This window comes from Acidomonas methanolica, assembly GCF_004346035.1.
Lineage (GTDB): Bacteria > Pseudomonadota > Alphaproteobacteria > Acetobacterales > Acetobacteraceae > Acidomonas > Acidomonas methanolica.
Genome location: NZ_SLZN01000024.1, coordinates 20,505 through 42,137 on the forward strand (window position 1 = coordinate 20,505; position 21,633 = coordinate 42,137).

Below are 21,633 nucleotides of genomic sequence, written 5' to 3' on the forward strand. Positions count from 1 at the left end.
AGCGGCTTTCAGGACGCACGCTCCATCAGCCTGCGGGCCTTTTCTTCCAGATCCAGCCGCGTATCCTGATTGGCTTTTGTGCGTGCCAGTGCGGTAATACCCTGCACGAAATCGAACACGCTCTCGGGCTTGCGGCCCTCTTCGTGCAGCACGGTTTCGATGATCTTCGCGGTTTCCGGTTTCGAGAACCCGCGACGGCGCAGGAAACTTTCGCGATCCTCGTCTGTTTTCGCGACCAGTGCCTGCCGGGACGCCTGGATACCGGAGACGAACGACGCCGGGCTGGCCGTGGCGAAATTCCGGAGCGCTGGTGTCGCCTGATGCACGAAGCGGGATGCTGCAAACTTGCTATGCCGGATCGTGATCTGTTCGAAATTTTCGACGCCCCAGAGCATGCGATTTTGGCACACTCCGCGCAGGTAAAATGACGCAATACCAAGGCTTTTACTGCCGACTTCAGAATTCCACGCATAGAAACCCCGGAAATAGAGATCGGGATCGCCATTGGGCAGGCGTCCGGCCTCAATCGGGTGTGTATCGTCCACGAGGAACAGAAAAACATCGCGATCTGATGCGTAGAGCGTCGTCGTCTCCTTCGTGATATCCACATACGGATTATGGGTCATGGTCGCCCAGTCGATGACACCGGGCACCTTCCAGTTGGTATCACCTGTGCCGTCACCGGCAATTTTCCGCACCGCGCCGACCAGTTCGTGGTCCCAGATGCGGCCGTAATCTGGCCCGGTGACCGCGCGCAGTTCCACGCGGCCGTCCTCAGTTTCCAGTGTTTTGATCAGTTCAACCCGGTGTGACAGCAGGCCGTGCTGGAGATTGATCGCCGCCAGTGGAGCCGGAAGGTTACGCAGGTAGGACGATGGCGCGCTGACCAGACTGCACATCTGGCCGAACGACCAGTGTGTGGGGGCAATCGGCTCCTGCTGCCCCGGTACAGTCAGGGTCAGGCGCTCGGCATTGTCGCGCGAGGCTTCCACGCGAATGGCGCGGCTTTCCACCGTGCGGGCGGTGGCGCGCTCGGCACGGGCAAGTGTGGCGGCATGCAGATCGGACAGGGACAGGTAGCGCTCGTCATCGGGGCGGGAGAACCATTCGGACGAGACGCGGGCGTTCCGTTCGCCGCGCGACGGGTCGATACGGAAGCCGCCGGAAGCGGCACCACGGGACGCGGGGGACAGGATGGTGGTCATGGGAAACTCTCCTCTGATGCCGGTTATTCGGCACAAAAAGGCGAAGCCGCCCTCTTCCTCTGATCACCACTTCCCACGCGGGATCCCATCCAACCGCGGAAACACCCAGCCCCTCATCCCGGAACACCGCACTCCCGTCACCTATCGGAAATCACGACTGCGATGGGGGGCTTCCTGCCGGGCTGCATTCGGGAATGTGCCACGCTGATAGCAGTCATCACCGGCATCAAGTCGAAATAGCTATTTCCAACCCAGAACCAGCCTTTCAGATTCGCAATGACGAAGGTCCGATTTCGAGGAGGTCGCCACTGGGACTGATCGGAGCGAAGTGGAAGCGGCACATCGCCGGTCACCGTTCTTTTCGTAAGGTGCTGCTTCGGCAGCGTTGCGCATCAGGAATCAACCCAGTCGAGCGGCACTAATTTGCGGCCATGCCGCCAGCGTTCAATCACGGCGTCATCGAACCAGTCCTCCTTGAGATCGGCATGGTCGAGCAGAATCACCTGGAGCGAGGGTGCGATCTCACGGGCAACTTTGGCAATCAGCGAGAAAAGCTTCTGCACCGCCGTCTTGTCCTCGTCCGCAAGCGACGCGATCGACCCGTCGTCGGCATCTTTTTCCGGCGGATAATGCGCTTGGGACGGCTGGTCGAGAATGAGGAAGGCGGGCACAGGCCGCGCTTTCTGGCGGAACCATTTGTGGAGCGCGAGATGGGTGAGGACGTGATAGCCGACCCAGTTCTCGCCGCTGCCCATCCGTTGCAGCGGCACCGGTCCGTCGATCGTGTCGGCGATCACGGTGAGCTTGCGGATGTCGAGCCGGAGTTGGCTGCCACGATGTTCAAGGTCGAGCGTCTCCGAGTAGTCAGTCATCATCCGGCCGATGATGTTGAGATAGGTCTCAAGCCGCTCCTGGGCGCTGTCGTCGCCGACCTCATCCGCGAGCATGGCGACGCGGGCGCGCGCCTCCTCGACCTGCCGCACCAGCGCCGAATTGTCGGCGCTGCGGTCCGAGGTGCTCAGATACTGCGTGATCTTGCCGACCGTTCGGGCCTGAACGACGAAATCATCACGCTGCTTGGCAAGGAATTCGTTCTCTCGGATGCGAGTTGCCATGCGCTGACCGTTCTCGCGCAAACGGCCTTCCAGCCCGGTCTCACGCTCCTGAAGAGCAGCGAGCTTCGCCTGGATCTTCGGGCTCTCGGTTTCAACGGCCTGGAGCTCTTGGTGCATCCCGGCGAGCGCGCCTGCGATTTCATCGACTGCGGGCAGTGGCGTCTCGAGCACGCTTTCGCACAAGGGGCAATGGGCATGATCCGCCTCGGTGTCGCGGAACAGGCCGATAGCGCTCAGCCGGGCGCGCTGCTCGCCGGCTTCGCGTCGATAGCCACCATTCTCGGTGCGGAAGAGCCGCGTCGCGCGCAGTTCCGACTTGACCTCCTCCAGCTCGTTTCTCAGCGCGGCGCGCTCGGTGCGCAGCCTTACCAGCGCATCGTCGGCGCTGCCGACGACAAAATTGTCGCCGACGAAAGCGATGCCCGCCACATGAGAGAGGGCGCCGATGACAGCCTCGGGTGTCGATGCGACGACACGCTCATCGACCAAACCGACGGACTTTGCCTCTTCGAGCAACGCCAGGGCCTCGGGTAACTCGTCCGAACTGGCGTTCGAAATCTCGCGGAGTTGGCGCTCGAGACGCCGCAACTCGCGCTTAGCAGCATCGAAAAGCGAAAGTTTGAGCAGACGATCTTCGTCGATCGCGCCGAGGAAGTACGGCAGACTATCCTTGACGGCCTGGGCGATGAAATTATCACCGGTCCGGTGGAACAGGATTTTCTTGCTGTCGATCTCGTCTTGATCCTGGAACGAGAATGTCAGCGCGTGACGGATGTTGGCAGTGAGCGGATCGCGGGTCTGGCCAGCGGGCGGCCGATGCTGATTCTCGTTGATGCAGACAGCTGCGTCCAGCATTTTACCCAGCGCATCGAGCGTGAAATTCTTGGCTAGCACGGAGATGGCAGGCGGCTCGATCGTCGTGCCCCGCTGCACGTATATGTCGGGGCTCGTCTTGTTTCCGGGGCCGGGGTTGCGACGGGCCACAAAGATTTGGCTGTCGCCTGCTTGGAACAGCACGGCGAACCACGACACGTGTCGCCGGATGACGCCTTCGGCGACGTAACAGTCGTCGCGGCCGGTACAATAGTCCACGATGTCGATCAGTGCCGACTTGCCGGTTTTCGACGCGCCGGTGATGACGTTCAACTCGCCGATCCTGAAAGGCAACTCCCGAATCCGACCGTCATGGCTGTAGAGGATGATATTGGCAATCTGGAAGGTCATGGCGCCACTCCCCATGCAGCGAAGATGGTGTGATCGGTTCCGGCGCCGGCAAGCCACCGGCCGACAAAGGCCGCCCGGTCAACGCATTCGCGGGTCTCGTCAGTGTGATTAGCGTCCCTGGGATAGGATGCTGGTATGCGGCGGCGGCCGACCGCCAGTGCGGTGCCATCGACCGCGAGATAGGCGTGGGCCATGGCGAACATTAGTGCTTCCTGCGTGACCGCCCGGGTCAGGCGCATTCGGCCAGAGAACGTGATATGTACGTCCTTATGCTCTTGCAGCCAGGTCAGTACGCCCGTGACGGTCGTTTTTGGCAATGCTTCGCGGGTGCGGCGATGAAGCACGATCGGTACGAGCAAGAACGCCAACGCGATCGGCATTGGACGGCCCGCCTTGCGCGCATAGTCGGCCACCATGCGGCACAACAGCATCCCGACAAAGGCCGGGTTAAGCAGACGAGCCTCCTCTTGCGGCCTGTCGCTCCAAGCCGGCCGAGCACCAGATGCCTGGTCACTCATCGTCGCCTCCCTTCGCACGGAAGTCTGGGTGCCATCCTAGGGCCAGACGGTTGGCGAGAATATGAAAGCTACCGTGCGTCAGGAACCGCTGCCGCACAGAGCGGAGCGGGAAATCGGCGTCGCACTCCGCCCATTTATAGATCTGCCTTCCCGCAGCGATCCGGAGGGCATCGTCTCGTCCGTCGCATTCCTCGCAGGCGGATTCGAAGCGGGGTTCCCACGCTTCGATCAGGCCACGCTCGTAGCGTTGCAGTTCATTGTCGACGAGCAGGTCGTCGCGTGCCCATCGCGATCGCTGCTCGAAGGCGCGATAATAATCGCGGATTGCCCATCCGATCCGCTTCGGCGCGACCTCGATATCGCGTAGTTGGCGCACGAAAAGACGCCCGTCATGCTCGTCCAGTATCTCCTGGGTCACGTCAAGTTCGGCGAAATCGACTGGCAAGGCGTCACGCTGGAAACTCTCGCGGAGTTCTTCGATCTTGGCATCGACGGTAACGACAGGGATCGGTGGAGCGCCTGCGACAGAGAGCGAGGCGATGACCTGGCGGAACCACCATCCTTCCAGACGTTCGACAAGCGCTGGAACATGCTGGGTCTTCGCTGCGTGGTGCAGCTCAGCCTCGATATCGGCTTGCAGGTCGAGCGCGTCGGATGCCGCGTCGAGCACCGTCATGACCTTGAGGAGGCCCACGCGCAGCGTTGGGCTAAGCGCGTTAAATGCTTGGTAAGCGAGTGCGTTGGTCGCACTCGTCGATGTAGCAGCAGAGGCTTCGAGCAGTACCAAGGCCCCGGCCTCGTCTCGACCATCCGCCCTGAGCAGAGACGCGGCGGAGCCGGAAGGCGCGGTTGCGGTGGTGATGAGGAAGAAGCGGGATGAGATTACCGTCGCGGGGTCGGCCGCGATGCGCTCGGCCCAGACGCGCAGCGTCTTCCATAGGTCGGTGCTAGCGTCGGAAAGGCTGCCTTTGCCGGCAAGATGATGTTTGGTCTGAATCAGCTCGACGGGATCGCCATTCTGCTCGAAAGCGACATCATCGAACCGCTCAATCGAGATGTCCGCCCCGGGTGCATCGCGCGTCGCTTGAATCGCCTTGAACAGCGCGAAACGGCATTGATACAGGTAACCGACCATCGATGCCGTAGCATCAAACTTGTTGCCGCCCGCCATAGCTTGGTGTCGATCCCCCGTCTGAGCCTAGTAACGATCTTAAGTTTTCGCCAGATTTGGTCAAGCACAAGCTCCAAGGCCAATACGATTGGCGTGTGCCGGCTGGCGACCGGTTACGATTGTGAGTTCCCACGATGCTGCCCTCGACTGTCAGGTTCTAGCAGCGGCGGGATGTCCCAAACTCGGTCGATTCACGTGTGCCTAGCAAATTTCGACTTTCGGGAAACTGTCCCAACCGCCTGAATGTCCGAGATGAGGGCGACTGCTGCCTGCCTGCTTCAAATTCATTGAGCAGACAGGCAGATCAGGGGGGAAACTGGCAGGTCGGCTATCTGTTGAAAAACATGATAAAGCTGCCAATACTTTCCTCCTTACGAAGCGGTCCTTCAAATAATCAGAGCCGTATTATTGCGGTCCAAGCGTAGAGGACGGATAGAGTTTGCGGGCAACACGCTCCATGGTTAGCCCCTGCACAATGATCGTAAACACCACTACGCCGTAACAGACAGGCAACAATAGGTCGCGCAAGTCTCCAGGCGGCAATCCAAGCGCCAGCGAAACCGAGATGCCGCCACGCAGACCGCCCCAGGTCAGGATACCGAGGACACGGCCCCGCTCCCATTGTCGGAGATGAACGGGAAGAGTGGACAACAGAACGCTCAATGCCCGCACGGCAATGGACAGTGGAATCACAGCAAGTGTCGCCAGCACCGTAAACAGATGTGGTGTGATCTCCAGGATTTCAAAGCCGATCAGCATAAACAGCAGGACGTTCAGCACCTCGTCAATGAGTGTCCATGCGACGTCGAGTTCCTTTCGGGATGCCTCATCAAAAACGGAATGGCTATAGCTTGTTCCAAAGCACAGTCCTGCCACCACGACGGCAATCGCACCCGACATGCCAAGCTGGTTGGCAATGCTGAAGGTTCCGGTCGCCAGAGCCAGTGACGTCAGCAAGAGGTGGTCCCATCCGTTCGGACAGCTTTACGGGCCTGATAAGCTATAGCCGGTTGTTGTCATGCCGCCAGGTTGACGGTGTTGCTGTTGGCCATTGGGTCCGGGGTTAAGCCCGGACCCAATGGCGTCGGCGCGTTATGATACGACTCATCGGGCGTGCGTCCAGCCAAAGCCGAATGAGGACGCTGCCCGTTGTAATGCGCGATCCATGCAATGAGCCCGGCCCGCAGTTCCGAACCGGTCTCGAACGCGTGCAGGTAGACGCATTCGTATTTCAGGGATCGCCACAGGCGCTCGATGAAGACGTTGTCGAGCCATCGGCCGCGCCCGTCCATGCTGATGCGGATCCGGCGCGCTTGCAGCACGTCCGTGAACCGGGGCGTCGTGAATTGTGACCCCTGATCCGTGTTGAAGATCTCCGGTGCGCCGTAGCGGATCAGGGCCTCCTGTAGCGCCTCGATGCAGAACTCGGCATCCATCGTGTTCGACAGCCGCCAGGACAGAACCTTGCGCGTCGACCAGTCCATGATCGCCACGAGATACAGAAAACCCTTCCGCATCGGGATATAGGTGATGTCCGAGCACCACACCTGATTGGGGCGATCGATCACCACATCCCGCAGCAAATACGGATATTTCCGATGCGCAGGATGCGGTATCGTCGTGTGCGGCTTCTGATAGATCGCCCGCAGCCCCATCGTCGCCATCAGCCGACGGACACGCTTGCGCCCGACATCATGGCCGAGCCGCCTGAGATGCCAGGTCATCTGCCGCGACCCGTAATAGGGTGTCTCAAGAAACTGCGCGTCGATCAGCCGCATCAGTTCAAGATTGCCCTCACTCTCCGGCACCGGCCGGTAATACACGGACGACCGGTTGAGTTGCAGCAGCGCGCATTGCCGCACCACGGAAAGCCGAGGCCGTTTCAGGTCGATCATTTGCCGCCTCTGAGCATGCCCAACCGCACAGAGGCATCCCGCAAAAAATCCCGTTCCACCAGCAATTGGCCAATCTTTGCGTGAAGTTTCTCCACGTCGGCCGGGCTGGCCGCCGCCTCCGGTGCCGCCTTGCCGGAGAAGATGCCCGCCATGCCCTCGACTGCCTGGCGCTTCCACTGGGCAATCATCGTCTGGTGCACGCCGTGCTTCGACGCCAACTCCGACAGCGTCTGCTCGCCCCGGATCGCCTCCAGCGCAACCCGCGACTTGAACTCCGCCGAATATCGTTTCCGCGTAACCTTGCCCATAAACCCGTCCTCTCTCAGGCCGGTTTATAGCTTACGCCCCTGTCCGAAAAATGGGGGCCACCTCTGCAGATCAATATGCGGATCCCGCTGCCCTTTAAGCACACGGAGTGCGATGCATCCGGTCAGTGCGCCCAGCAGACCGCCACCGATGGCCTCACGGCAGAAACTCAGAGCAATCTCGGAGGCGGTCACTCCCTGACTGTCCCCGGTCGCCAGTCCAATCGTGACACCGAAAATGACAACGCCCACGCCGTCATTAAACAGGCTCTCCCCTGCGAAAACAGCCTGAAGGGGGCCGGGCAGTCCGAGACGTTTCAGCATACCGACAACCGAAACAGGATCAGTCGGTGCAAGGATAGCCCCAAGGACGATGCACCACGAGAAAGGAACGGCATGACCCAACAGAGGGAAGACGTACCATGCCGCGATCGCCAGTAAGGCAACAGCCAGAACGGTTCCCAAAACAGAGAGAGCGGCCACGGAGGCAAGCTTTGCGCGCAGATGTCCGACATCCACCTGCGTGGCCCCGGCAAACAGAAGCAGTGACAGCGCACCATTCAGGAGGGCCGTGGGAAGATTGATCGCTCCGAGAACAGATCGCGGGAGAGCCTGGAGGTCGTAGGCCGGTATCAACAGGTTCAGGATCATAACCAGCAGGGAAGCCAGTAATGAGAGGACCAGCACACCGATTGTCACAGGAAGGTGAAACGTGTGGTGATTGAGAATGCTGAACCCTGCCGAGAGAGTCAGAAGCAGGGCGATGAGGCTGATGGTATCCATGCCTCCACCGCTGGCTGCTCCTGTCCTCTACGTCAAGAAAAACCGGCAATGGTCCGCTATCTGAGAAGCCTGACTGGTCTTCCCATATCCGATACGGAGGCATTCAGAACGTCGGCTCGGGGGAAGACGTGGAGGGGAGCGGACATCTCGCTCATTTTGCCCAGTGGGGGCATATGTCGTGCTTTCGATGGGATGCGGAGCGGGTATATTATAAAGAATACCCAGTACAGAGCAGCCTGTCCTATCGTGCTCAGGCCACGCCGCTGTCATGGCTCCCATAATAACGCCATAATCAGGACCAGATCATCGGGTTACGATCCTCTTGAAGTCAAAAAAGAGATTCACAGAATAATGCGCCTTACGCTCATCGTGTTCTGCCTTCTGTCGCTTTTCCTTCCGATCCGGCAGGCAGAAGCCAGACCTTTCTTTCATCGCGGGCTGCCAGCCGTCGTGGTGCGCAGGCCGCCGCCACCGCCTCGGTTTGTCGTCAGACCACCTCCTCTACCGCCCGCGATGATCTGGCGACCAGCACCGCCACCGCCGCCACCACGTTACGAAATGGTGCCCGTTATCCGACCAGGTTTCTTCTGGGAACCGGGACGCTGGTTCTGGAACGGGACGGCCTATATCTGGCGTCCGGGCTGGATGAGACAATACTGAGATCATTACTCGGGGCTGGCACCAGCCGATGTCGCTGCGATCAGGGCATAAATCCCGCCCTGATCTCTGGGTTTCGTAAGTCTTACTTCTATCGGGAAAGTACAACCATTTCCGCCTGGGGAGCCAGATGAACCTCTCCGGAGGAAAGAGTGCTGTAACGACCATGCCCGACAGCGGGTTGTGCCAGCACACCATAACACCCGTTGGTCGCCTGTGTGCTGAAGGTCAGACGGCTCAGGGTTTTAACACCCTCCCCGGGGACGGAGAAACGGATGCTGTCGGGACTCCATGCAACCTGATCCGCTCCGAATGCCCGGTGTATGACCGTGCCATCTGTAAAACGGGCTTCCAGATCGAGCGCGCCATCAAGGGCAGTGCCTCCACTGGTGGCAAGCAGACCGTCATCAACTTTCTGAAAAACCGGGACGGCGAAGCTGTGTCCCTTCGGCCCTGCATTTCCCCAGTCCTGCTCCAGGACTGTCTGTGTACGGATCCTGCAATCGGCCTGTTTTGTGGACGGAACTGAAACTGCTCCGGCCATTCCAGCCAGTGGAATCCTCACCTGCGCCTGACAGGCAAGCGGCCTGATATGCTTCTGGCCGTCGAAAGACAGAGGGAACCAGTATGTACTGGAAAGCGCCTGACTGTTATCGCCATGCACGACATGACCATTGGCAACACGGCTGTGCGGATTGGTGCGGTAACCCCAGACGGCCGTCATTACGATCGGCCCGCCGGAGGAGGGAAGAACCATCGCGCCCTTGTTCTGGCCTGTACATCCGTCAGGCGCAATGACGGTGCCTGTTCTGAGAGCGTCTCCGCTCTCATCCTGCTCATTCATCCAGTCGCCAGTGGGCATTTTTGCAGAAACATAGCTGATGGGGACCGCACAGTTGCCACAGGTCGGGCCACCGGTGAGATACCAGCGACCATCATGTTCAAAGAAACCCAGTGCCTCGAAATCGGCGGCTTTCATGACCTGCTTCTGTGTGCCGGGCACGTCAGACGTGCCGGTCAGGTCGGGACGGAGCTTCTGCACCCATACGTCCCATAGCGGCTTGCCTTTTGAATGTGGATCATACTGCCCGGAGAAAGGGTCCGAGGCGATCCAGGCGGAACCGTCCGGTGCCAGGGCAATGTCGAAATCATGGCCGAGATGATCGCCCTGCGCGACATGCGCTTGCGTCCATGGGCCTTTCGGACTGTCGGCCAGTGCATAATAGAGGCCGCCGGTAGGCGCGAAATTGCTGCCAGCCTTGAACCAAAGCACATACTTCTGAAGTGGTGCACTCCACAGCACATGCGGCTTGGACGGGTTGCCCTCCACTCCTGCGGGATTGGAAATGCTTTCCGGGTGCCAGTGCATCAGGTCACTGGAAGAATAGGCCGCCAGGCCGCACTGACCGCCTGAATGAGCGACCGTTGCCGCATTCACCTTCCCGGAAGTAACAACCTTACCACAGGCCCACTTTTCAGCGTACATGTAATAGCGGCCATCAAAAAAAGAGAGTGTGGCCGCGTGCTCCTCAAGCGCGTTCCCCATGTCATCAAGCGTGATGGCAGGAGGTCCGTACCGGTAAGGAGACAGAGGACTGGGCGGCAGACCGTCATGTCCTTCCAGAACATCCGGATTGGCAAAATTGCTGACCGTTGCTGTTTCAGCGGCATGGGAACAAGCTGGCAATGTCGTGGCAAATGATACCACCAGCATTCCTGACACCACTATGGAAAGCGGGTTTATCTTCAAAAAGACAGGTCCTTCTTCTCTTTTGGTATCTTCATTGTAAAATACCATTTTTGATCCAATCGCGTCGGCTATTATCTATTTCCGAGCCGTCGCTACGGAGGGCCTGTTATGACCAACCGGATCAATCCTGATCCGCGGTTCTGCCGAATGTTACGTAAGCTTCCGTGAACACACTTGTCTCCCTGACGGCCACATCTTATCCTGTCTGGCGATGGCACATGCGGTCAAGCTTGGGCTTGTCGGGGTTGGCTAACGTGCTGCGTTCTCTGGATGCCGCCATCAGGAACCACGTCAGTGGCTTGGCTCGGACGACGACAAAACACAAGGGCAACGCGCTGGAGCAAAGGGCGATTTCATAAAGATACAGAGCCGAGGTCTGAAAAAAGCGGGAATACATGACCTGTAACGCAATTATTCATGCTCGGATACGTGACGTAACAGTCCCGCACCTGGTCTGTCGCTGATAGCTCAACGATGTCGGCTTTCTGGCAACCGTCACAGTCGCTTTTATGCCTGGATGGAGGCGTAAGCTGCCATGACATCTCGCTCTCCGGGACAGCGCCAAGGCTCTTAGGTCGTGGGGCGAATACTGCACCAATCCGCGAAATTATGGCTCCGCCTCCGTTATACTGTCTAAAGTGCGCCGAAACGGCTCCAGCCGGTCCGCGAGATAAAGACGGTGCATCCGCCGCAATTCGTCAGGCGCACCTGGCATCGTGGGCGCGTCCTTCGAGAGCATACCGCGCAATACTTTCATAGTGTTCAGAACGACCGCAGAAATGTCTTTCGCCAGCATCTCACCCAACCCTGGTGCACAGACACGCAACGCAGCCGCAATTCCAGCTATCGCATGTCCTCGTGCACGTTCGCGAATCTCCATCCTGTCGGTCCGGGCCTCCATCAGCGCGGACAGGGATTTCACGCGAGGATAAAGCGTGACAAGCAACTCGATCAGGACGTCCGCCAATGCTTCGGGCGACAGCGTGGCGGCACGTTTGGCGAGTGCCGCGTATTCGTCTTCCAGAACGGCGATATGCCGCTGCACCAAAGCGTCCGCGACCGCCTCCTTGTTTGGAAAGAAACGATAGAGCGAGCCGATCTTCGCCCCGGCGCGCGCGGCGATCTCCGCCATGGTCGTGGCCTCGTACCCTCGTTCCGCCATGAGATCAGACGCGGCCTCCAGCAATTCCTCAACGCGCTGACGCCCAGCCGCACGCAGCGGCTGAAGAGACGTTCTTTTACCCCTTGACGAATTTGAGTCCATCCTCAAATAATGCTCCTGCTTGAGTGTCTACTCAACTTACTAACGTTACCGCGTGTTCCGGACAATGGTTCGGGATGGCGGTTCTAACGCCGACAGGGATGTTTCTCCATGATTTCGCTTCAAGCCACCAAGACGGCTCTTGTCCTGATCGACCTCCAGAAGGGCATTACGGGGCTTCCCCTGGCTCCGACACCGGGTGCTTTGATTGTTGAGCGATCGAAAGAACTCACGGCGCGTTTCCGAACTGCCGGCGCTCCGGTCATTCTGGTCAACGTCGCGTTCGCGCTGGACTTTGCGGACGCGGTGCATACGGTCGTCGATCGCTCCTTTTCGCCGCCAGGCGGTTTTGCACCCGACTGGATGGAACTGGTCGACGGGCTTGCCGAACCAACCGATCTGCGCATCACGAAACGGCAGTGGGGTGCCTTCTACGGCACGGATCTTGACCTCCAACTGCGGCGACGCGGGATCACGACCATCGTGGTCGGTGGAATCGCCACCAATCTGGGGGTGGAATCTACCGCCAGAGCGGCGCATGAGCACGGATATAACGTCGTGCTCGTCGAGGATGTCATGTCCACATTCACCGAAGAGATGCAGCGCTTTGCCTGCGAAGAGATTTTTCCCCGTCTTGGCCGGGTGACGACGAGCGACGCGATCGCGCTGGATGCGTAAACGCATGGCTCATGTCTGCGCGTCTCACGGTTTCCCGCGAGATCATTCATGAACGCCAGAACGTCGTTGCCAGCCTTAGACCCGGATCAACTGCCTCCGGGCACCTGGAAAATCGTGAGCGTCGCGGCGGTCGGATCTTTCATGGCGCAACTGGACGCCACGATCGTCAATGTGTCGCTACCAGATCTCGTCGCGACCCTGCACGCTCCGTTTTCACACATTCAATGGGTGGTCAGCGGCTATCTGCTGGCGCTCGCCCTGACGTTGCCACTGAATGGATGGCTCGTAAGCCGCCTCGGGGGGCGAGCGGTCTATTTATGGTGCTTCGGTGCCTTCACGCTGACATCAGGCCTGTGCGCACTAGCGTGGTCTGCGCCGTCCCTGATCGTATTCCGGCTGCTGCAAGGCATGGCGGGCGGACTGCTCGCCCCTATGGCGCAGATGACGGTAGCTCGTGTGGCGGGCCGACAGATGCCGAGGGTCGCGAGCGCGATGACGGCACCTGTTCTGCTCGCGCCGCTTCTTGGACCCGTCGTCGCCGGTGCCATTCTCTCCGTCGCGTCCTGGCGATGGATCTTTCTTCTCAATGTGCCGGTCGGGCTTGCGGCTTTTGCCCTTGCCGTTCTGTTTCTCCCTGACGATCGACATGACGAGCGTTTCCGTCCACTTGACCTGACAGGGCTAGGATTTCTCGCGCCCGCTCTCGTCTCGTTTCTTTACGGCATGGATCATGTCGCCCGGCCTTATGGACAGGCGACCTTAGGCGCGTCCCTCGTGCTGTTCGTCCTGTATGTCCGATCCGCGCGACGCAAGGGTGATGACGCGCTGATCGACCTGCGCCTGCTGCGTGCGCCTGCCTTTTCGGTGTCGGCGATCATCATGTTTCTGACGAACGGGGTATCGTTCGCTGGTCAGATGCTTCTACCCATATGGCTGATCCACGCCTGCGGTGTCTCGCCCGAGCGGACGGGCCTGTTCATGGCACCCCTGGGTCTGGGGATGATGTGCGTCTATCCGCTCATTGGGCGTCTGAGTGACCGGTTTGACGCGCGCGATCTGACCGGTTGCGGGGCTCTTATCTCGTTGGTCGGAACAGTGATTTTGGTGGTGCTTGCCTATAGCGGTCTGAACGTTGCCCTGCTGAGCATAGCATTGTTGCTGCGTGGCGGCGGCGGGGGTGCCGTCGGCATTCCGGCGATGAGCGCGGGATACGCTTCGATCGCCCGCACGGATATTCCGATGGCGACAACTGCGCTGAACATCATGCAAAGGATCGGAGGGCCGACATTGATTACAGCGTGCGCCACATTCCTTGGGTGGCGGCTTGCGACAGTCGCTCCGTCTCATGTCGTGTCAGAGGCTTATGCCGAAACATTTGCATTGCTCGCGTTATTCCATGGCGTTCTGCTGCTCGCCACGCGCTTCATCAGGCCTTCGGAAAAGAAACGCCAGTTCGGATCGAACTGAATCTGGCGGGCATTGATACTCGCCTGAGAGAACAAAAATCACCCAGGCAAGATGGGCCTGCATCGTCCGCTTTGCGGTCATTCGTTTGTGTTTCGGATTGTCCGACATGAGGGCGATAGCCGACATTACAATGAAGGACGCGGGACGGAGATCGTCCCTGCGCCGCAAAGCCAGACTGGCAACTCGCACCCACCTGGTTCATTGTTTATGTAATGAATCCGTTTCGTTCACCCGACACCGACCTGCCCCTGTCGCATGCCCTCATCCTGAAGGCTGCGCTGTTGACGATCGGCTATATTGAGGAAAACGGCCCGATCGGCCTTACGCCCGGCAAGGCGCTGAAACGCTATTTTATCGCGTGGGCCGCCGAGGCCTTTGACTGGCCCGGCTATACGGTCGAAGACCTCTACGCCGTCAACAAAGTCCTCAATGAACACGATTTCCCACCGCTGGTGATCCTGCATGAGGTTCTGCTCAGCGCGAAGCTCGCACGGCATTTCAAGGGCACCCTGCGGCTGACCGACTTGGCGAGAAAGCTCCAATCAGAGCCTGCCCGGCTCTGGATGCTGTTGACAACCCACCTCCTGTTTGTCGTCGACCACAGTCCTTACACCCGAAGCGATGAGCCGCTGTTCGGCAACTGGGATATCTTTCTCAACGTCATCAATATCGAGGCCCAGGTTGCCGTCACCGAAGAGCGGCTGTGTTCGGTTCTCTACGGGGGTGAAGAGGAGGAGATCCGTCACCGGGATTTCAAGCTGACCGCCAGTCTTTACGTCCATGTCCTGCGTCCGCTGTGCTGGGCAGGACTGTTCAACGAGCACCGAACAGGCACCGGCTTCAGCAGACGGGATTTCTATACCAAAACGCCCTTATGGCCAGCAGCCCTCAAACTCGAGACGGATCGACACCTGTAGCCGCTGACCCGTCACTGACCACCGTCGACAGCCATTCGGGCGCGACATCGTTCCCATAAAAAAGGCGACTTCCGGAGACCGGAAGCCGCCAATACCAGTCAGCGGGCAAACATCACTCGGCCGCAACCACGTCCAGGCTGTCGGGCATGTCAGCCGCTCCTACTTCTCCTTCACTCCTCCCCGCCATGTTCCTTGTGCGCAGTGCCTCTGGCAACCAGCCCGAACCGTCCAGAAGCTGCTCGGCAGCCTGCGCCATGTCGCCCTTTTTCATATGGGCGATGCGGTCAGCGGCCTCATTACCCCGCGCCTCACGCACGGCTTCGAGGATGCGCGCCTTGGTGACGCGGCCGAGATAATTCTCCACCGTTGGCTGCCAGCCCGCCTCGGCCAGATCGAGCGCGAGCGCGGTGGCAAGACGGTCGGCGCGGGCCAGCCGTTCCCTGACGCTACGCGCCAGAGACGGACCATGGGACGATTCATGCAGCGCGTTGACCCCGAAGGACAGGCAATGCGCCAGCAGCGCGATGCGACTGGCATCGTCCAACCCGTCGAGCCACTGCCAGAGTGCGTCCTCGTCCTCCGGCAGATCGTGCTTCCAGCCCTCGTTGCGCTGGCGCAGCGCATGGGCGGGAATACTGCCCGGCATGTCGGGGGAATGGATCGACAGCGGGATTTCCCGGACATAGGCTTCCAGGCAGTCCGCGCCCGAGACCTGCCAGTAGAGGTCGCGTACCAGCGTGTGCAGCAGTTCCGTCAGCGCGATATGCGGATTGGCCGCGAAAGCGTCGCGCAGGGCCAGTGTCCGCCACGCCGTCAGTTCGGTCAGCAAACGGTCGGAAAGTGGCTTCAGCCCGTCTTCCTCCTCGGGTTCGATGTCGGGTGCGTCTTCCCTCCCATCCCCTTCGGCATCATCGCCATCGGCGCGATGGTCAATGGCGTCATCATATCCCTCGGACTCATCATGACCGTCCTCCGGTTCCACCGGCATATCTTCCGGCCGGACGAAACCCCGTTCGACCAGCAGCGTGCCGTCGGTATCCAGGCTGACGAAAACCCCTGCCCGCGCCATGTCGGCCGGATCGAAGGACACCGGGCGTTCCTCCAGCGCTTCAATGGCCTGCTCGATCTCGCCCAGCCGGGTATCGATGTCTTCAGGGAATTCATCAACCTGCGCGTATTCCGCTTCGATGGTTTCCTGCTCGCTGTGCAGCGCGGTCAGACGGGTGGCTTCTTCCTCCGAAATGGCAACAGACGTGCCGTCGATCTCCCCGAAGTCCCGTGTGTGCCCCCACGGGAAGGACAGCGCCGTTTCGACCCATTTCCAGCCTTCGGCGCGGATATCTTCTGCGGCTGACGACAGTTTTTCCATGACCAGCCGGTCGAGCAGGGTCAGATCCTGCAACCAGCCGCCATCGTCGGCTTCAAACAGGTCACGCATGACGGGACCGCCGGCAGCAAGATAGGCATCCAGCCCGACGAAGCGCACGCGGCGATCCGATGCCCGCACGGTTTTCTCCGTCAGCATGCGGCGGATCAGATAGGGTTCGCGATTGTGGCTCTGGGAGACGATCTCCCAGACCTGTAATTGCCTGTCATGGTCATCGCTGATCGAGAAGGCCATGAGCTGCTCAAGCTTCATGCCATCCTGCTCGTAAATATCGAGCAGTCTGTCGGACACGGTCATCAGGCGCAGGCGCTGTTTGACCACGGCCGGCACGACGAAGAACGCGGCAGCGATCTCTTCCTCGGACATGCCCTTCTCCAGCATGTCGCGAAAGGCACGAAACTGGTCCAGCGGATGCAGCGCGACCCGCTGGACGTTTTCGGCCAAGGAGTCATTCTCGGCGAGAATGGCCGATCCGGCCTCGCGCACGACACAGGGTACGGGGGCCGTCTTCGCCAGTTTCTTCTGCTTCACCAGCAGTTCAAGGGCGCGGAAGCGTCGGCCGCCGGCCGGCACTTCGTAAGACCCGGTTTCTGTCCCCTCCCCGTTCAGAACGGGACGGACGTTCAGGCTCTGGAGCAGTCCGCGACGTTCGATGTCGCGGGCCAGTTCCTCGATCGACAGGCCGGACTTCACGCGCCGCACGTTGGACTGCGACAGCACCAGCCTGTTGAAGGGGATATCACGGGACGCATTGAGAGCGATTTTCTGGATGACGCTCGCCATGGCGGGACACTCCGTGACGGACGGGCGGAAGCCTCTCTCCCACCCCTGAATCCGTCACGAAAACCCCACTTTCCTCTTCCTCTCTTCCGGCCCCACCAGACGCCAGATCGCATCCACGGAACCGCGTAGAGACAGCTTTACGGAACGCAGGTCCGTGCCGACCGATCCTCGAGTCGAGGACTACATCGATAAATTGCGACTATTATAGTCGTTCAATCACCGATTTGTGATAGTGCCGACCACGACAGCCGTGAGTGTTCGTGACTATCCCGAAGCCCTCTCCGCACGATCCATCTCTTTGTTTCCGTGTGTTTTTCTGTTCACGCAATGCAAAGCCACCCGCCACAGTGCCTTCAGAACCACCCAAAGGTCCATGCAGAAAGGACGGGAAGATGGCACGCCAACGCGATACGATAGCGGACAAGGTGCGGCTTGTTCTCGACGCCCCGGACGCCAACGTGACACCGTTGCGCAGTGGAGCCGATCCACGGCTGGTCAGCCTGGTCCGGCTTCTGGCCCGTCAGGCCGCACGGGATTTCGTCAACGCTGAAGTGGAGGCCGCGAGGCAGCGCGATCTCCAGGATTAGGGAGATGGGATTGTGAAAGTCGCGCTCTATGCCCGCTACTCATCCGAGAACCAGCGTGACGCTTCGATCGAGGATCAGTTGCGCCTGTGCCGCCTCCACGCCGAGAAGCAGGGCTGGACGATCGTCGACAGTTATACCGACCGGGCGATTTCTGGCGCCTCGCTGCTCCGCCCCGGCATACAGGAACTGATCCAGGACGCCACACGCGGCCGCTTCACGATCGTGCTGGCTGAAGCCATGGACCGGTTGTCGCGCGACCAGGAAGATATCGCCGGACTGTTCAAGCGGATGACCTTCGCCGGCGTGCGGATCATCACCCTCTCCGAGGGAGACGTCACCCATCTGCATATCGGCCTAAAGGGCACCATGAATGCCCTGTTCCTCAAAGACCTCGCCGAGAAGGTGCGCCGTGGCCTGCGCGGCCGGGTCGAGGACGGCAAGTCCAGCGGTGGCAATTCCTATGGCTATGACGTGGTGCGCCAGTTTGACGCCAAGGGCGAGCGCATCCGGGGTGACCGAACCATCAACGAGGAAGAAGCGCGCACGGTCAGACGGATCTTCACCGACTACACGCGCGGCAAATCGTCGCGCACGATCGCCATGGAACTGAACCGTGACGGCGTTCCGGGTCCGCAGGGGCGGGAATGGGGACCGTCCACCATTCACGGCAACCGGGAGCGCGGCAACGGCATCCTCAACAATGAGATGTATGTCGGGCGGCTGGTCTGGAACCGGCTGCGCTACCTGAAAGACCCCGATACCGGTAAGCGCGTTTCACGTCTCAATCCTGAATCCGAATGGGTGATTCAGGAGGTGCCGGAATTGCGGATCGTCGAACAGGATCTGTGGGATGCCGTGAAAGCGCGGCAGGTCGAGACGACCTTCAGCCAGCCGGAACGGGGGAACGAAGCCCTCAATGACCGGCGCCGTCCGCGCCATCTCTTTGCCGGACTCATCCGCTGCGGCTGCTGTGGCGGTGGTTACAGCATGATCTCGAAGGATCTTCTTGGCTGTTCGACGGCGCGCAACAAGGGCACCTGCGATAACCGCCTGAACATCCGCCGCGACGCACTGGAAGCATCGGTGCTGAGCGGGCTGCGTACGCACCTGATGGAGCCGGACCTGTTCAAGGAGTTCTGCAACGAGTTCACCCGCGAGGTGAACAGGCTTCGGATGGAACACGGTGCGGACCTTGTCGCCATGCGGGCAGAACTGCCCCGCATCGATCGTGAACTTGCAAAACTTCTAACTGCGCTCAAGACTGGTGGACCAGTCCAGGCAATCGTTGACGACATGAAGCGGTTGGAAGCACGCAAGGCCGAAGTGACAGAGCGTCTGGCCAACACCGAAGAGTCGCCTCCCCTGCTCCATCCGAATATGGCCGATATCTACCAGAGGCGGATCGCGTCTCTCTACGAGAGCCTTCAGGCGGAAGAAACGAAGACCGAGGCTGCCGAGCGCCTGCGCACGCTCGTCTCGCAGATCACGCTCCAGCCGGCCGACGGCGAACTGGCGATTATTCTGCGCGGCGACCTGGCAGCGATCCTGCAGTTTGCGGCGCACAAGAAAAACGCCACGGTCCATCCGGACAGTGGCGTTCTTGATGCGTTCGTATCGCAAGTATCGTTGGTTGCGGGGACACGGTCTGGCCGATACCAACACTCACTGGAGATCGCCATTTGACAGAGTTGCACAACATCGGATACGAAGCTTATTGATCATATCAGTAAAAATGGCGATACCCCCTAATAATCATCAGCGAAAGAGACAAGGAAATAACTTAGAATACGATCCTAGCAAGGCATATATCAGCTTAAAAAGCTCAACTTAAAACTGAGAGCAAAGTCAATTATTTCGTCCTGATGACCGTGACTGTCGATTAAGACGGATCTGCTCGCGTCGTTTTGCTCTTTTCATTTCGGGATTTTCTTTTTCCATTAGATAAGAAACTTCGCGTTTTAATTTAATCCAGTTATTCCATCGTCTATCGTCGATAATGCCTTCAGCTCGGGCAGCGTGAACGGCACAGTCGGGCTCGCTCTGATGCTGACAGTTCCGAAAGCGGCAATGCTGCGCGATTTTCTTAATCTCAGAGGAAAAGTCACCAAAGGCTCCTTCAACGCCTGCATCATTGCAGATCATACCCAATTCACGCATTCCCGGTGTATCAATGAGCAATCCTCCCAGTGGGAGACGAACCAGTTCGCGGGATGTCGTGGTATGTCGTCCTTTTTCCGTAAATGCTGATACGGCTCCGGTTACTGCATGCTCGGTTTTCAGTAACGCGTTCAGCAGCGTCGATTTACCAGCTCCCGAACTTCCGACCATAACTCCTGTCTTGTGCCCACTCAAATATGAGCCTGTTTGCTGAAGACCTATTCCTTCAAGAGCAGAGACGATTTGGAGATTAACTGTCGGGGCGCAGGTTCTTGTGGCTCTAATGAACGCCTCAGTATCTTCGCATATGTCCGCCTTTGTCAGGATAATTACAGGCATAGCTCCGCTTTCTTTTGTAAGTGCGAGATATCGTTCAAGGCGGGAAAGGTTAAAATCTGCCCCCATCGTCATGACAAGAAATGCCACGTCGATATTAGCAGCAATTACCTGCGGTCGCGTTCGTTGACCAACCTCTTTTCGGACGAAACAGGTCGAGCGTGGCAATACACTGTGAATTGTCGCACGCCGTTCGTCTTGACGAGGCAGGCACATTACCCAGTCGCCAATTACTGGTCGTTCCTGTACATCTGAGACGTGGAGCAACCGCCCAGCGATATCAGCCTGCAATGGCCCGGCATTTGTGATAACTGTAAGAAGATGACGCTGCTGCGAAACAACACGACCAAGAAGCATCGAGCTCCCAGAAAACTGCTGAGCAGCGAACATTGTCGCGGCGTTGCAGCCATAAGATTTCAGTAGGATCAGATTTCTGTCTTTCGTGGCGAAAAATGGAATTCCGCCGACAGCCCTTTAACCTGGAAAGAAGCGTGATCGACGGAGGGAAGCGATAACGGAATTGATGCTCATGATTGCGCCCTCCTTGATAAATGTAGCCGCTGCTTTTCCCTGCCGCTATGATTATGGTCTTGTCAAGAAAAATATCAGGAATGTAATTAAGAATGGTCACGAACATATGTCCGATTGAAAACCTCATTATTGTTCCATTACGTCCTGATGACGCAGAGGAAATGTTCGCCGGGTTATCAGATGAGCAGGGCTATCACTTTATTCCTGATGAACCACCGGCCACGATCGAAGCTCTTCGAGAACGTTACGTGATGCTTTCATCTGGAGGATTGCCTGATGGAAGCGAAATTTGGCTCAACTGGATTATCCGATATGGAGACGAGAATGCTGCCGCAGGTTATACGCAGGCAACCATCTCTGGAAATGATGCCCTTATTGGGTATCACGTCTTTCCTGCCTTCTGGCGCCAGGGAATTGGAGCAGCTTCACTCACTCTGACTTTAGAGGAGGTGTTTGCACGGGACGACGTGACAACGGCGCGAGCGTTTGTAGACACGCGCAATATCGCATCGGTTCACCTCCTTGAAAAACTAGGGTTTTCGCGAATAAATACCATTAACAGCGCCGAATTCTTCAAAAATAATTATAGCAATGAATACGAATACATATACGAGAAAGAGAAATGGATTTCTCGCCCACTATCGCCTGATCGATATTGACTATGAAGTTGTCGAGGTAGGTGCGGAGTATCTGCTGTGCCGGCCGGATGCGCACTACATCCTTATACCGACGGTTATAAGGACTGACCTGTGTGAGCTCACTTTCTGAGACCGATGGATCGGATGGTTTCCGGCAGGGCCGTGAAATTGTTCTAGCACTACTTTGGCATTTTCTGTGATGAGGGTGGACTGAGCGTCCTGCCGCAGTGAGGACACTGCCGGCATGGTGGTTGGAGGATGCGATCAA

16 protein-coding genes and 2 pseudogenes are annotated in these 21,633 nt (G+C 58.7%); 7 read left to right on the forward strand and 11 right to left on the reverse strand.

Annotated elements, in window-relative coordinates; genetic code table 11:
- Positions 1 to 8: 8 nt before the first annotated feature.
- The 7 genes and pseudogenes from EDC31_RS13675 to EDC31_RS13705 all read right to left on the reverse strand — a co-directional run.
- The gene (locus EDC31_RS13675; RefSeq protein WP_132127108.1) at positions 9 to 1,205 is read right to left on the reverse strand and encodes a DUF932 domain-containing protein; all 1,197 of its coding nucleotides are present in this window, start codon (positions 1,203 to 1,205) and stop codon (positions 9 to 11) included.
- A 392-nt stretch (positions 1,206 to 1,597) separates the two neighbouring features.
- Entirely contained in the window at positions 1,598 to 3,544 is a 1,947-nt protein-coding gene (locus EDC31_RS13680) for a DUF3732 domain-containing protein (protein WP_042059374.1), read from the reverse strand.
- A complete protein-coding gene (locus EDC31_RS13685) occupies positions 3,541 to 4,062 on the reverse strand; it encodes a three component ABC system middle component (RefSeq protein WP_132127109.1) in 522 nt (173 codons plus the stop codon). The genes EDC31_RS13680 and EDC31_RS13685 overlap by 4 nt, the downstream gene beginning before the upstream one ends.
- A complete protein-coding gene (locus EDC31_RS13690; RefSeq protein ID WP_042059372.1) occupies positions 4,055 to 5,233 on the reverse strand; it encodes an ABC-three component system protein in 1,179 nt (392 codons plus the stop codon). Before EDC31_RS13690 ends, EDC31_RS13685 begins: the two co-directional genes overlap by 8 nt.
- 405 nt (positions 5,234 to 5,638) lie before the next feature.
- Positions 5,639 to 6,190, reverse strand: a pseudogene (locus EDC31_RS13695) (cation:proton antiporter domain-containing protein); the annotation flags it as partial.
- 59 nt (positions 6,191 to 6,249) lie between these two features.
- Positions 6,250 to 7,436 (reverse strand): IS3 family transposase gene (locus tag EDC31_RS13700; RefSeq protein ID WP_132127110.1). Its coding sequence is split into 2 segments (ribosomal slippage): positions 6,250 to 7,166 and positions 7,166 to 7,436, totalling 1,188 coding nucleotides; the frame shifts between segments, so codons are not numbered across the junction.
- Between the two features lie 66 nt (positions 7,437 to 7,502).
- A pseudogene (locus EDC31_RS13705) lies at positions 7,503 to 8,216 on the reverse strand (cation:proton antiporter domain-containing protein); the annotation flags it as partial.
- Between the two features lie 558 nt (positions 8,217 to 8,774).
- Between EDC31_RS13705 and EDC31_RS18535 the strand changes: the two are divergent.
- Positions 8,775 to 8,876, forward strand: coding sequence for a YXWGXW repeat-containing protein (locus EDC31_RS18535; RefSeq protein WP_204366710.1), 102 nt, complete (start codon positions 8,775 to 8,777; stop codon positions 8,874 to 8,876).
- An 88-nt stretch (positions 8,877 to 8,964) separates the two neighbouring features.
- Here the strand turns inward: EDC31_RS18535 and EDC31_RS13715 are convergent, their stop codons facing one another.
- Both EDC31_RS13715 and EDC31_RS13720 read right to left on the reverse strand, forming a co-directional pair.
- Positions 8,965 to 10,671 (reverse strand): family 43 glycosylhydrolase, encoded by a 1,707-nt coding sequence (locus tag EDC31_RS13715; RefSeq protein WP_081797881.1) that lies wholly within the window; start codon positions 10,669 to 10,671, stop codon positions 8,965 to 8,967.
- A gap of 559 nt (positions 10,672 to 11,230) precedes the next feature.
- Complete coding sequence (locus tag EDC31_RS13720) at positions 11,231 to 11,887, reverse strand: TetR/AcrR family transcriptional regulator (RefSeq protein ID WP_042061684.1); 657 nt, start codon at positions 11,885 to 11,887, stop codon at positions 11,231 to 11,233.
- A gap of 108 nt (positions 11,888 to 11,995) precedes the next feature.
- On the opposite strand from EDC31_RS13720, the gene EDC31_RS13725 reads away from it, so the two are divergent.
- The 3 genes from EDC31_RS13725 to EDC31_RS13735 all read left to right on the forward strand — a co-directional run bounded on the left by EDC31_RS13725 (position 11,996) and on the right by EDC31_RS13735 (position 14,946).
- Entirely contained in the window at positions 11,996 to 12,562 is a 567-nt protein-coding gene (locus EDC31_RS13725; protein WP_042061681.1) for a hydrolase, read from the forward strand.
- Positions 12,563 to 12,610: 48 nt separating this feature from the next.
- Entirely contained in the window at positions 12,611 to 14,029 is a 1,419-nt protein-coding gene (locus tag EDC31_RS13730; protein WP_042061679.1) for a DHA2 family efflux MFS transporter permease subunit, read from the forward strand.
- 212 nt (positions 14,030 to 14,241) lie between these two features.
- Complete coding sequence (locus tag EDC31_RS13735) at positions 14,242 to 14,946, forward strand: hypothetical protein (protein WP_042061677.1); 705 nt, start codon at positions 14,242 to 14,244, stop codon at positions 14,944 to 14,946.
- A gap of 112 nt (positions 14,947 to 15,058) precedes the next feature.
- Here EDC31_RS13735 and EDC31_RS13740 read toward each other — a convergent pair whose 3' ends face one another.
- Positions 15,059 to 17,116: a ParB/RepB/Spo0J family partition protein gene (locus EDC31_RS13740; protein ID WP_132127111.1), complete on the reverse strand. Its 2,058-nt coding sequence runs from the start codon at positions 17,114 to 17,116 to the stop codon at positions 15,059 to 15,061.
- A 392-nt stretch (positions 17,117 to 17,508) separates the two neighbouring features.
- Here EDC31_RS13740 and EDC31_RS13745 point away from each other — a divergent pair, with 392 nt between their 5' ends.
- The gene (locus tag EDC31_RS13745; RefSeq protein WP_042062228.1) at positions 17,509 to 17,703 is read left to right on the forward strand and encodes a hypothetical protein; all 195 of its coding nucleotides are present in this window, start codon (positions 17,509 to 17,511) and stop codon (positions 17,701 to 17,703) included.
- Between the two features lie 12 nt (positions 17,704 to 17,715).
- Positions 17,716 to 19,386 carry a recombinase family protein gene (locus tag EDC31_RS13750; RefSeq protein ID WP_042062224.1) on the forward strand — a complete coding sequence of 557 codons (1,671 nt, stop codon included), beginning with the start codon at positions 17,716 to 17,718 and terminating at the stop codon, positions 19,384 to 19,386.
- A gap of 162 nt (positions 19,387 to 19,548) precedes the next feature.
- Here the strand turns inward: EDC31_RS13750 and rsgA are convergent, their stop codons facing one another.
- Positions 19,549 to 20,553, reverse strand: a complete 1,005-nt coding sequence (gene rsgA, locus EDC31_RS13755) for a ribosome small subunit-dependent GTPase A (protein WP_158310373.1) — start codon at positions 20,551 to 20,553, stop codon at positions 19,549 to 19,551.
- 266 nt (positions 20,554 to 20,819) lie between these two features.
- Between rsgA and EDC31_RS13760 the strand changes: the two genes are divergently transcribed.
- Positions 20,820 to 21,386 (forward strand): GNAT family N-acetyltransferase, encoded by a 567-nt coding sequence (locus EDC31_RS13760; protein WP_081797935.1) that lies wholly within the window; start codon positions 20,820 to 20,822, stop codon positions 21,384 to 21,386.
- Positions 21,387 to 21,633: the final 247 nt, after the last annotated feature.